The organism is Sphingomonas fuzhouensis (assembly GCF_034659795.1).
GTDB classification, from domain to species: Bacteria; Pseudomonadota; Alphaproteobacteria; order Sphingomonadales; family Sphingomonadaceae; genus Sphingomonas; species Sphingomonas fuzhouensis.
Genome location: NZ_JAXSQY010000005.1, coordinates 141,780 through 153,451 on the forward strand (window position 1 = coordinate 141,780; position 11,672 = coordinate 153,451).

Genomic DNA, 11,672 nt, shown 5'->3' on the forward strand with positions numbered 1-11,672 from the left:
TGGGGGACCATTTCATGTTGACGTTTCGCAGCCTGTTAAAGGCATCGGCTTCGCTCATTCTGACGACCGGCCCGCTGGTCGCCCATGCTCAGGACCACGCCACGGCCACCACGGCCGCCGCCGCCGCGCCACAGGCCGCCCAGGCCGGCGATGCGGGCACCGAGGGCGAGGATATCGTCGTCAACGGCACCTATGCCCGCAGCCTGGCCGCCGGGATCGAGACCAAGCGCCGTGCAGCCTATGGCGTCGATTCGATCAGTTCGACCGATATCGGCAAGTTCCCGACCCAGAATGTCGCCGAGGCGCTGCAACTCGTTCCCGGCGTGGCGATCACCCGTCCGCGCGGCGAGGGGCTATATGTCAGCGTGCGGGGCCTGGGGCCGCAGTTCCAGAACACGCTGCTCAACGGCCGCACCATCGCGCTGAACGACCTGATCGAGAATGGCGGCGCGGCGGGGCGTCAGTTCCGCTTCGAGATGCTGCCCGCCGAGTTCACCGCCAGCATCGACGTGGTGAAGACCCCGACCGCCGACATGAGCGAAGGCGCGCTGGGCGGCAATATCGACGTCAAGACCTTCCACCCGCTGGAGGTCGGCACGAAGACGACGATCAACATGCGCGGCACCTACACGACCCAGACCAAGGACGTGCGACCCAACGTCACCGTGCTGACCAGCGCGAAGAACAGCGACGGCAACTTCGGCATCCTGGCGGGCGCGCAATATTGGGGCAAGACGGTCCGCAACGACCGGTTCATGAATTTCGGCTGGTTGCTCAACCGCTACACCTCACCCCAGGCGGGCAGCGCGCCGACCGGCCTCTATTCGCCGACCCGCACCCGCCCCACCGTCGAGACCGAGGATCGCAAGCGCATCTCCGGCATCGTGTCGGCGCAGTGGGCGCCGACCCCCGAACTCCAGACGACACTGGACGTGATCGCGACGCGGCTGGACGTGGCCTATGACGAGTTCGGCCTCGATATCTATCCCGATGATGGCGGCACGGTGCTGCAGCCCGGCTATACCGTCACCGGCGACACCATCACCAAGGCGACGATCAACAATGTCCGCTTCATGGCGTCGCGCGAATACAGCCTCAACCGCCACGACCTGCTGACCATCGGCCTGAAACAGACGTGGAACCCGGATCGCTGGCACGTCACCGCCAACGTCAACTGGTCGGCGGCGCACAGCTATCACCCGGATTACCGGACCGGCACCGTGCGCAGCCGCGCCTATTTCATCGCGCCGCTCAGCTATGACGCGTCGGCGGGCTATCAGACGATGCCGACCTTCACCACGCCGGTCGATGTGACCAATCCGGCAAACTACAAGCTGTACCCGTTCAACATCGCGCCCAAGGACAGCAAGGACTGGGACGTCTTCTCGCGCCTCGACGTGGGCCATGATTTCGACGGCTTCCTGTCGAAACTGGCGGCGGGTGGCGAATATCACTGGCGCAAGCGCGACTATTTCCGCCGCGACTTCATCGTCAATCCGCCTGCGGGCGCGCCGCTGACCAGCCTGGGGGCGGGCGCCTATCAGCAGATGCCCTATGGCGACTTCCTGTCGGGCGTCGGCGGCAATGCCTTCCGCAACTGGCTGGTCCCGGTGACCGACGCCTATGTCGGCAATTTCTTCACCCCCGCCGTCGCCAATGCACCGCTGACCAACAGCGATCTGCGCTCGTCCTTCGTCGTGTCGGAAAAAATCGCCGCCGCCTATGTCCGCGCCGATTACCAGTTCGATGCAGGGCAAGTGCCGGTCAGCGGCAATCTGGGCGTCCGTTACGTCCACACCGATCAGGTGGCGAGCGGCACGCTGACCAGCGGCAACACCGCGACCCCGGTCAGCTATCCGAAGACCTTCAACAACGTCCTGCCCAGTTTCAACCTGCGCGCCGACCTGACGCCGAAGCTGGTCGGTCGCCTCGCCGCCAGCCGGGTGCTGACCCGTCCCAACGTCACCGACACCGCGCCGCGCATCACCGTGTCGACCGACGCCCCCACCGCCAGCGGCGGCAACCCGCAGCTGGTCCCCTTCCTCGCCACCCAGTTCGACGGCTCGCTGGAATGGTATTTTGCGCCGTCGGGCATGTTGTCGGGCGCGGTGTTCTACAAGGCGATGGACGACTACATCACCCAGTCGAATACCGAGATCAATATTCCGGGGCGCGGCACCGTGCGCCTGACCACCTCGGTCAATGGCGGCGATGCCAAGGTGTATGGCGCGGAGGCCGCCTATAGCCAGGTCTTCACCTTCCTGCCCGCGCCGTTCGACGGCTTCGGCGTGCAAGGGTCCTACACCCATACCGAAGTGAAGGCCGACTATACGGCGGGGTCGCGCACCATCAAGGACCAGCTGATCGGCCTGTCGAAGAACAGCTTCAACCTGGTCGGCTTCTACGACAAGGGGCCGCTGTCGGCGCGCCTGTCCTATGTCTGGCGCGACAAGTATCTGTCGAGCACGGGCAGCACGGTGCAGGCGCCCACCTACGTCGCCGCCTTCGGCTCGCTCGACGGGCAGCTGTCGGTGCGCGCGGCCGAGAATCTGACGCTCAGCCTGGAGGGCATCAACATCGCGGGCGCGCATCAGGATACCTATAACGACAACAGCCTGCGCTTCGGCGAGATCAACTATTATGGCCGGACGATCCTGTTCGGCGTGCGGGCGGAGTTCTGATGAAGGTCTTCCTCACTTTGGCGGCGGTCCTCGCGACCGCTGCCGCCCCGGCGCCGCGACAGCCGCTCCGGATGAACGACATCCAGGTGATCGGCTCGCACAACAGCTATAAGAAGCGGATCGCGCCCGCCGTGTTCGCCGCGCTGGAACGGCGCGATCCCAAACTCGCCGCCGCGCTGGATTACGATCATCTGACGCTGGCGCAGCAGCTCGACCGGGGCGTGCGCCAGTTGGAAATCGACATCTTCGCCGACCCCGAAGGCGGCCGTTTCGCCCATCCCAAGGGCGAGGCGATCGCCCGTGCGGCGGGTGAGAAGACCGGCTTCGACGAGACGGCGATGATGAAGCCCGGCTTCAAGGTCTTCCACATCCCGGAAGTCGATTACCGCTCCTGCGGCACCTTCAAACAGTGCATCGGCCAGATCGACGCCTGGTCGCGCGCGCATCCGCGTCATTTGCCGATCATGGTGACGATCAACGCCGCCGACCGGCCGATCAACAAGCCCGGCGTCACCGATCCGCTGCCGCTGACCGCGCCGCTGCTCGACGCGCTGGACGGTGAGATTCGTGATGTGCTGAAGCCGAACCGGATCATCACGCCCGATGACGTGCGCGGCAATGCGAAGACGTTGCGTGAGGCGGTCACGACCAAGGGCTGGCCGACACTGGAGCAGGCCCGCGGGAAAATCTATTTCGTCCTCGATACCCCCAGCGACGTGTCCGACCGTTACCGCGCCGGGCATCCGTCGCTGAAAGGTCGCCCGATCTTCGGCTGGTACGACACCGACCAGCCCGAGGCCTCGGTCGAGATCGTCGGCGATCCGCGCACCGATGGCGCGGAGATCCGGGCGTGGGTGAAGCAGGGCTTCATCGTCCGCACCCGCAGCGACGCCGACACGAAGGAAGCACGCGAGAACGACCATAGCCGCCAACAGGCCGCGATCGACAGCGGCGCGCAGGCCGTGTCGACCGACTATTATCCCGGCGCACCGACCCGCCCCTGGAATCGCGGTTTCACCGTGACCCTGCCCGGCGGGGTGATGGAACGCTGCAACCCGGTGACGCGAGCTAAGGGGTGCACGTTGCCGAAGTAACCCTTTCCTCCCCTGTAAGGGGAGGGGGACCAGCGAAGCTGGTGGAGGGGTGTCCCCCCTCGAGAGCGGGACACCCCTCCGTCAGGCCTAACGGCCTGCCACCTCCCCTTACAGGGGAGGAATTTCACGCCCTCATGGCCGTCCGCTGACGCGCTTTTCATGTCCGGGCAAGCCGGTGTTCAGCCGCCATCCGCGACATTATTGTCCGAAGAAGCCTGCGCCCAATCCGTTGGCGGCAGGCCGACATGGAGAGCGAGGCATGGCGCGGATCGCTTCCTGGCTGCTACTGACATCGGCGCTGATGGCCTCGGTCCCGGCCTATGCCGCCGATGCAGCCCGTGACGCGGCCTGGGCGGAACGGCTAGGCTGGGGGCCGTCCGCCGCGCCTGCGACCGGTCCCGCACCGGGCAGCGATGCCTGGCTGCGCCATCAACTCGACGACCGGCCCGATCCCCTGCCCCCTGCCGTCCAGGCACAGATCGATGCCATGCGCATCACCCGCGAGCCGGTCGCCGCGCTTGTCGTCGAAACCGACGCCATGCAGCGCGACCTGAAGGCGATCACCGACCCCGACCAGAAAAAGGCCGCGCGCGAAGCCTATCAGAAAGCGATGAACGGGCTGGCCGACGAGGCGCGGCGACGCTTCGTCCTGCGCGCGCTCTATTCCCCCGACCAGCTGCGCGAGCGGATGACCTGGTTCTGGTTCAACCATTTCAACGTCCAGGCGGGCAAGCGCGACATTCGCGCGATGGTCGGCGATTATGAAGAGACGATCCGCGCCCATGCGCTGGGCCGCTATCGCGACCTGCTGGAGGCGACGCTGCGCCACCCGGCGATGCTGCGCTATCTGGACAACGACCAGAACGCCAGGGGCAAGATCAACGAGAATTATGCGCGCGAGATCATGGAGCTGCACTCCATGGGCGTCGGCTCGGGCTATAGCCAGCAGGACGTGCAGGAGCTGGCGCGTATCCTGACCGGGGTCGGGGTCAACCAGAAACCCGATGCGCCCAAGCTGAAACCCGAACTCCAGCCGCTTTATCTCCGTGCCGGACTGTTCGAGTTCAACCCGGCGCGCCACGATTTCGGCACCAAGCATTTCCTGGGCCACGAGATCAAGGGGTCGGGCTTTGCCGAGGTCGAGCAGGCACTGGACCTGATCGCCGACAGCCCGGCGACCGCGCATCACGTCTCGCTGAAACTGGCGACCTATTTCATGGGCGACACGCCGCCGCCCGCGCTGGTCGATCGGATGGCGGCGACCTTCCGCCGGACGCATGGCGACATCGCGGCGGTGCTGAAGACGATGATCCGTTCGCGCGAATTTTCCGGCTCGCTGGGCAGTGGGTTCAAGGACCCGGTCGGCTATACACTGTCGGCGGTGCGGCTGGCCTATGGCGACCGAATGGTCACCAATGCCCAGCCGGTCGTCGGCTGGATTCGCCAGATGGGCGAAGGGCTGTACGATCACGAGACGCCCGACGGCTATGACCTGTCGAGCGTGGCTTGGGTCGCGCCGGGGCAGATGGCGACGCGGTTCGATATCGCGCGGCAAATCGGGAACGGCGCGGCCCGGCTGTTCCAGCCCGTGGACGCCGCGCCGGGCACGCCGCCCCCGCCCGCCCAGGTGCCGGTGTTGAAGGATTCGCCGATCCTTGCCGCTCGGATGCCGTCGTTGGGTAAGCCCACGCTTGCCGCGCTCGCCCAGGCGCGGTCCCCGGCGGAGTGGAACGCGCTCTATTTCTCCTCGCCCGAATTCATGCACCGATAGGAGGATCGCATGAGGATTCCCCATATCCACCGCCGCGACCTGTTGCTGGGCGCCGCCGCCATGGCCCCCATGGTGATGGCGGGCCGCGCCTTTGCCGCGCCGCAGGCGGGCAGCCGCTTGCTCGTCGTGTTCCTGCGCGGGGCCTATGACGCGGTGAACATCGTAGTGCCCAGCGCCAGCGACTTCTACCGCCAGTCGCGCCCGACCATCGCGCTGCCCAAGCCCGATCCGGCGAACCCGAACGCCCCGCTGCCGCTCGACGCCGACTGGGCGCTGCACCCGGCGTTGAAGGACTCGATCCTGCCGCTCTGGCAGGCCAAGCAGATCGCCTTCGTCCCCTTTGCGGGCACCGACGATATGAGCCGCAGCCATTTCGAGACTCAGGACACGATCGAGCTGGGCCAGCCGGTCGGCGGCCACCGCGACTATGGCTCTGGCTTCATGGCGCGGCTGGCGGACATTCTCGGCACGGGCGACAAGCCGATCGCCTTTACCGACCAGTTGCCGCTGTGCTTTCGCGGCGGCGAGGACCCCATCCCCAATCTCGCGCTCGCCAATGTCGGCAAGCCGATCGACCAGCGCCAAGCCGCACTGATCCAGAGCATGTATGCCGGGCATCCCGACCTCGCCCGCTCGGTCAGCGAGGGGTTCAATGTACGCGACACCGTATACAAGACGCTGGATCAGGAGATGAAGGCCGCCAGCCGGGGCGCCGTTTCGGCCAAGGGCTTTGCGCTATCGGCGCAGCGGATCGGCACGCTGATGCGCGACCGGTTCAACCTGGCATTCGTCGATGTCGGCGGCTGGGATACCCATGTGAACCAGGGCGGTGCGACCGGCTATCTCGCCGACCGGATCGGCGATCTGGGACGCGGCCTGGCCGGCTTTGCGCAGGCGATCGGGCCCGACGCCTGGCGAAACACGACGGTCGTCGTCGTGTCGGAGTTCGGCCGCACCTTCCGCGAAAATGGCGACCGGGGCACCGACCATGGCCATGGCAGCATCTATTGGGTGATGGGCGGCGGCGTGTCGGGCGGGCGCATGGCGGGCGAGCAGGTCGCCCTGTCCGCCGCCACGCTCAACCAGAATCGCGACCTGCCGGTGCTGACCGATTACCGCACGCTGATCGGCGGGCTGGTCCAGCGGCAGTTCGGCCTGTCAGGCGACCGCCTGGCGACGCTCTTTCCCGACACCCGTCCGGTCGATCTGAAACTCGTCTGATTCGATCCCGGCGCGCGCGCGGATATCCTCCAGCACGTCGTCGAGCGTCAGCCCGGCGAGCTTGTTCTCCAGCGCCTCGCGCACCGGGGTCAGCATCGTCTCCAGGCTGGCGGTGATGTGCCGGTCGATCATCCCGTCGCCCTCGGGCGGCTGGCGGTGAAAGGCGAAGAAGTTCCGGTCCTCGACCGCCTGGTACACATCGACCAGCCGGATGTCGGAGGAGGGCTTGGCCAGCATCGCGCCACCGCGATTGCCCAGTTGCGACCGGGTCAGCCCCGCCGCCGCCAGACGCAGCAGCAGCGCGCGCACCACCGCCGCGTTGGAATTGACGCTGACCGCGATATCCTCGGAGCGCAGCGGCGTGTCGCCATGCTCCGCCATCAGCGCCAGCATGTGCAACGACACGACAAAACGAGTACTCGTCGGCAAGAAACTGCGCTCCTTATCCACCTGTTCCGCACACCCGACCCAGCGGGCCGTGATTGCGGCATCCCCTCACGATCGGATCATGACGGCGTCATCCGCTATAATCCATGTTATAATCGAGGCAATATACGATGTTAACGCGCAAGTCCGCCGCCGTATCCAAGCCTTGACGATCCGCGGGAACCGCGAGGGACCGGAATCAGCGCGCCGCCTTGGGCAGCCGGATTTCGAACAGTTCGGGCCAGTTCTTGCCGGTGACGAAGATACGGTGCTTCACCCGGTCATAGGCGATGCCGTTGGCGACCGAATCCCGGTCGGTCAGCCCCTCGCGCGCCACCAGGTCGCTCAGGTCGACGACGCCCGCGACGACGCCGGTCGCCGGATCGATCCGTACGATATAGGGCGTCATCCAGACATTGGCCCAGATTTGCCCGTCGATATATTCCAGCTCGTTCAGGTTCTTGAGCGGCCGTCCATTGACCGTCACGTCCAAGGTGCGCACGACCTTCATCGTCGCGGGGTCGAGGAAGCGCAGACGCGGCGTCCCGTCCGACAGGATGATATGATGCCCGTCATCGGTCATCGCCCAGCCTTCGCCCTCATAGCGCCACTCGCCGGTGCGCTTGAGCGCAGGGCGGCTCCAGCGGAAACCGCGTCCGCCATGCCAGGTGACGCTGCGCAGTTCGGGGCCCCAGGCGACGATGCCCTCGCCGAACAGCCCGTCAGGCACGGTGGCGTGGCGCAGCGTCTTGCCGGTCGTCAGATCGACCTGGCGGATGACACTCTCACCCTCGCGTCCGGTGCTTTCGTACAGATTGCCGTCGGCGATCAACAGCCCCTCGGTAAAGGCGGTGGGGTCATGCGGGAACGCGCGGACCAGCTCGGGCTTTTCGACCGGCGGCGGCGTCGGTGCGGACGGCACCGCCTGTTGCGCGGCGGCGGGCAGCGCCAGCGCGAAGGCCAGCGACAGAATCGCGCGGATCATAGCGTGCGCACCAGCCGTGCCACCCGCGCGATCCAGGCGGGTGCGGCGATCGTCACGCCCGCCGCACCCGGCTCCAGCGGCAACAGGTGCAGCGCGTCCGGCATCACGCCCGCCAGCCGGGCAAAGACATAGCCACCGGCGGCGCGGGGCACGAGGATATCGCGATTCATGGCATCGGCGAATCTATCCGGGGCGAGCGGCTCGCACCAGAGCTCATCGCCCGCGCGGTAATCGCCGACCGCGCCGCTGACCGTCACCGCCAGCATGCCCGGCGTCGCGCAAGGGGGCGATACCGAGCGCGCACTGCGCGGCGCCACCGCCCCGCGCGGGCCGAGCAGGGCCGCGACCGGCAATGTCTCGCGGATCGGCAGGGTGACGAGATCGGCGGGGGTGCAGCCCAAGGCGGCGGCGATCCGGTTCAGCCAGGGCAGCGAGACGGTGCGCGTCCCCATTTCCAGCCGCCCGATCGTCTGCGGCGTGGTGGGGGGTGAGCAGGCGCGCGCGACATCGTCCAGCGTCATCCCCTTGGCCCGGCGCACCTCGCGGATCGCGGTGATCATCGCTCCCCCACCCCTTGCTTTTATATCGGTTGATCGCCCGATGTCCTACAGCCGGTCGGGCTTGGCAAGTCCCGTGGCCGCCCGCTGGCGAAGCGCCGCCGGCTGGGCTAGACGGGCGCGTCTTTTCGGATGGCGGAGATAGCCCCAGCATGCGGTTCGCGATCGTCAAATGCCATGGGTCGGGCAACGACTTCCCGATGATCGATGCGCGCGCGCTGTCGCTGGACGCCGACGTCTGGGCCGGGGTCGCACGGGCGCTGGCCGACCGGCGCGGCCCGGTGGGCGGTGACGGGCTGCTCCTGCTGGTGCCGGGCGACGCGCGCGCGGCGTTCGGCATGGTGATGCGCAACAGCGACGGCAGCGAGGCCGAGACCTGCCTCAACGGCGTGCGCTGCGTCGCGCGGGCGGGGTTCGAGGCGCTAGGGATCGAGGCGGCGACCGTGCGGCTGAAGACCTCGTACGCCGATGCGGTGCGCGATGCCGATCTGGCGCCGGGCGTCTATACGGTGCGCGAGACCGCCGGGCCCGCCGGACTGTCGACCGCCGCCTGGCCGATCCATGGCGCGCCCGAGACGCTGGTCGATGCGGTGCTGCCGATGCTGGATGCCGAGCGGCGCTTCACCGCAGTCACCATGCCCAATCCGCATCTCGTCCATTTCGTCGAGACGACGGTGGACGAGGACGAACTGATCCGGCTGGGCGCAGTGTGCGAGGCCGCGCCCGCATGGCTGCCCAACCGCGCCAATGTGTCCTTCGTCGCGATGCGAGGGGATTCGCTGTTCGTGCGCACCTTCGAGCGCGGGGTCGGCCTGACCGACAGTTGCGGCAGCGCGATGGCCGCCTCCACCTATGCCGCCTGCCTGACCGGGCGGATCGCCTGGGATAGGCCGACCGTCGTGTTCAATCGCGGCGGGCTGGTCCGTGCCTTTGCGGGCGAGGACGGCATGGTCACGCTGTCGGGCAACGCCACCTATGAATGGGCGGGCTCGGTCGAGGTCGATCTGGCGAGCGAGACGGCGCGCGATCTGGTGATCGATCGGCACTTCGCGGACGAAATCGCCGCCTGGGACGCCGCCAAGCGGGGCTGACCGGCCATCGATCGCCGACGCAACGCAAGCCTGTGCCGGTGCGTTCTCGTCCCATGCTTCCCGTCCGCCGCCAGATTGCCGACCAGATACGCGACGTGGTCGGCAGTCGTCAGCTCGACCTGACCCGGCCGCCGGGCGATGACGGGCTGTTCGGGCCGGGATCGGCGACCTGGACGGTGCATGGCGACTTCACCGCGATGATGGCGGGCGGCATCGCCTCGCTGCTCGTCCAGATGCTCCACCCCGCCGCGCTGGCCGGGGTCTGGGATCATAGCGATTTCCGCCGCGACATGGCCGGGCGGCTGCGGCGCACGGCGGGGTTCATCTCGGTCACCACTTACGGCGCGACCGACGCGGCCGAGCGGATGATCGCGCGCGTGCGGGCGGTGCACGACCGGATCGGCGGCACCCTGGCCGACGGAACGCCCTATAGCGCGAACGATCCGCACCTGCTGACCTTCGTCCATGCCGCCGAGGTCGACAGTTTCCTGCGCGCGCACCGCACCTATCGCGATTCCGATTTCCCGGATGCGGAAGCCGACCGCTATCTGGCGGAGATGGCGACGATCGCCCGGCGGTTGGGGGCCGAGCATGTGCCCGAGAACCGGCAGCAACTGGCGCGTTTCCTGGATTCGATCCGCCCCGAACTGCGCGTCGATGCCCGCACGCGGGCGGTGGCGCGCACCCTTCTCAACCAGCCCGCGCCCAGCCCCGCGCTTGCCCCGATCGGCAGCTGGCTGACCCAGGCGGGGATCGCGCTGCTGCCCGACTGGGCGGCGCGACTGCATGGACTGGACGGCTATGGCGCGGTCCGCCCCGCGATCCGGGCGGGCACACGGCGGTTGGGCGGTGCGATCCGCTGGGCGCTGGCGGGATAGGCTATGGTCTTTCCAACCGCCGGATCGCGTTCAGATAGCCGCGCATCCCCTCCAATGCGGCGTCGGTCAGCACCATGAAGGCGCGGCGGCGATCGGCAGGATCGGGCTGGCGTGCGAACAGCCCCGCCTCGGTCATCTTGCCGATCCAGCGCAGCGCGGTGGTCGGCGCGACGGCGGCGGCGATGCACAGGCTCGACACCGATACGCGCGTCCCCTCCAGTTGCGCGGCATAGAGGTCGAGCAGCATGTCCCAGGCGGGTTCCTCGAACAGGCCGCCGCCGAAAAAGCCGTCGCGCAGCCGCCGGGCGCGGATCATGCGGCGGACCAGTTCGGCATCGCCCGGCTGCGGGCGCGGTGGGGCGGCGTGGAAACTCTGATGCCGATCGCTGACGCCGCCGCGCAAATCCTCATCCTCCTGTACCGACAGCCGGGTCAGCGCCTCGGCAATGCGTGCCACCTCGGCATTCAGCTTGCGCAGGCGTTCGGACTCGCCCTCGCGGACATGCGCATGCAGCATGGTCGCGCCGCCATTGTTCGCGCCCGCAATCGCCAGCGCGGCGACCAGCTCCAACGGGCTCGCATCGCACAGCATCGCGACGCGCGGCCCCAGCAGCATCGCGGCGACCAGATCGATATCGGCGGTCGCCAGGCTGACCACGATGGGCAGGTCGAGCGCGGTCGCCACGGCATCGATCCGGGCGAGCGCGATCTCCATCGTCGCGGCCTCTGCGCCGTGCGTGTCGACCAGCAGGAGCGGCCGTCCCGCCTGTTGCCCGATCTCCTCCGCCACCGCCGACCAGTCGACCGTGCGCAGCACCCGGCCGCCCGCCTGCCGCACCATGTCGCCCGCCGCCATGGCCAGCGCGGGTACGCCGATCACCACGACCGCAAAGCCGGTGCCGTATAGATCCTGATCGTCCATGCCGCTCCCCCGCAGCCCGCCATGCGGGCTGCTCCATCGTCCTGGC

General features: G+C 67.8%; 10 protein-coding genes. 6 read left to right on the forward strand and 4 right to left on the reverse strand.

The window, feature by feature from the left end; all coding sequences use genetic code 11:
* The first annotated feature begins 14 nt into the window (after positions 1–14).
* The 4 genes from U1H82_RS12190 (at position 15) to U1H82_RS12205 (ending at position 6,767) form a co-directional block, all read left to right on the forward strand.
* The gene (locus U1H82_RS12190; protein ID WP_322965217.1) at positions 15–2,681 is read left to right on the forward strand and encodes a TonB-dependent receptor; all 2,667 of its coding nucleotides are present in this window, start codon (positions 15–17) and stop codon (positions 2,679–2,681) included.
* On the forward strand, positions 2,681–3,775 hold the full coding sequence (locus U1H82_RS12195) for a phosphatidylinositol-specific phospholipase C1-like protein (RefSeq protein WP_322965218.1): 1,095 nt from the start codon (positions 2,681–2,683) through the stop codon (positions 3,773–3,775). The genes U1H82_RS12190 and U1H82_RS12195 overlap by 1 nt, the downstream gene beginning before the upstream one ends.
* 259 nt (positions 3,776–4,034) lie before the next feature.
* Complete coding sequence (locus U1H82_RS12200; RefSeq protein ID WP_322965219.1) at positions 4,035–5,546, forward strand: DUF1800 domain-containing protein; 1,512 nt, start codon at positions 4,035–4,037, stop codon at positions 5,544–5,546.
* 9 nt (positions 5,547–5,555) lie between these two features.
* A complete protein-coding gene (locus tag U1H82_RS12205) occupies positions 5,556–6,767 on the forward strand; it encodes a DUF1501 domain-containing protein (RefSeq protein ID WP_322965221.1) in 1,212 nt (403 codons plus the stop codon).
* Here U1H82_RS12205 and U1H82_RS12210 read toward each other — a convergent pair.
* From U1H82_RS12210 to U1H82_RS12220, 3 genes are all read right to left on the reverse strand, one after another.
* The gene (locus U1H82_RS12210; RefSeq protein WP_322965222.1) at positions 6,705–7,196 is read right to left on the reverse strand and encodes an Rrf2 family transcriptional regulator; all 492 of its coding nucleotides are present in this window, start codon (positions 7,194–7,196) and stop codon (positions 6,705–6,707) included. The genes U1H82_RS12205 and U1H82_RS12210 overlap by 63 nt on opposite strands.
* Before the next feature lie 196 nt (positions 7,197–7,392).
* Positions 7,393–8,178, reverse strand: coding sequence for a glutaminyl-peptide cyclotransferase (locus tag U1H82_RS12215; protein WP_322965223.1), 786 nt, complete (start codon positions 8,176–8,178; stop codon positions 7,393–7,395).
* A complete protein-coding gene (locus U1H82_RS12220) occupies positions 8,175–8,738 on the reverse strand; it encodes a helix-turn-helix domain-containing protein (RefSeq protein ID WP_322965224.1) in 564 nt (187 codons plus the stop codon). Before U1H82_RS12220 ends, U1H82_RS12215 begins: the two co-directional genes overlap by 4 nt.
* A 149-nt stretch (positions 8,739–8,887) precedes the next feature.
* On the opposite strand from U1H82_RS12220, the gene dapF reads away from it, so the two are divergent.
* Positions 8,888–9,826 carry a diaminopimelate epimerase gene (dapF, locus tag U1H82_RS12225; RefSeq protein WP_322965226.1) on the forward strand — a complete coding sequence of 313 codons (939 nt, stop codon included), beginning with the start codon at positions 8,888–8,890 and terminating at the stop codon, positions 9,824–9,826.
* A gap of 53 nt (positions 9,827–9,879) precedes the next feature.
* Positions 9,880–10,704 (forward strand): oxygenase MpaB family protein, encoded by an 825-nt coding sequence (locus U1H82_RS12230; protein ID WP_375339528.1) that lies wholly within the window; start codon positions 9,880–9,882, stop codon positions 10,702–10,704.
* 1 nt (position 10,705) lies between these two features.
* On the opposite strand, the gene U1H82_RS12235 is transcribed toward U1H82_RS12230, so the two are convergent.
* The gene (locus tag U1H82_RS12235; protein WP_322965228.1) at positions 10,706–11,626 is read right to left on the reverse strand and encodes a winged helix DNA-binding protein; all 921 of its coding nucleotides are present in this window, start codon (positions 11,624–11,626) and stop codon (positions 10,706–10,708) included.
* Between the last annotated feature and the right edge of the window lie 46 nt (positions 11,627–11,672).

What these genes read in the sequence shown, in the direction of transcription:
- U1H82_RS12190 (WP_322965217.1), top strand. Translation starts at nt 15, where the DNA reads ATGTTGACGTTTCGCAGCCTGTTAAAGGCATCGGCTTCGCTCATTCTG.
- U1H82_RS12195 (WP_322965218.1), top strand. Translation starts at nt 2,681, where the DNA reads ATGAAGGTCTTCCTCACTTTGGCGGCGGTCCTCGCGACCGCTGCCGCC.
- U1H82_RS12200 (WP_322965219.1), top strand. Translation starts at nt 4,035, where the DNA reads ATGGCGCGGATCGCTTCCTGGCTGCTACTGACATCGGCGCTGATGGCC.
- U1H82_RS12205 (WP_322965221.1), top strand. Translation starts at nt 5,556, where the DNA reads ATGAGGATTCCCCATATCCACCGCCGCGACCTGTTGCTGGGCGCCGCC.
- U1H82_RS12215 (WP_322965223.1), bottom strand. Translation starts at nt 8,178, where the DNA reads ATGATCCGCGCGATTCTGTCGCTGGCCTTCGCGCTGGCGCTGCCCGCC.
- U1H82_RS12220 (WP_322965224.1), bottom strand. Translation starts at nt 8,738, where the DNA reads ATGATCACCGCGATCCGCGAGGTGCGCCGGGCCAAGGGGATGACGCTG.
- dapF (WP_322965226.1), top strand. Translation starts at nt 8,888, where the DNA reads ATGCGGTTCGCGATCGTCAAATGCCATGGGTCGGGCAACGACTTCCCG.
- U1H82_RS12230 (WP_375339528.1), top strand. Translation starts at nt 9,880, where the DNA reads ATGCTTCCCGTCCGCCGCCAGATTGCCGACCAGATACGCGACGTGGTC.
- U1H82_RS12235 (WP_322965228.1), bottom strand. Translation starts at nt 11,626, where the DNA reads ATGGACGATCAGGATCTATACGGCACCGGCTTTGCGGTCGTGGTGATC.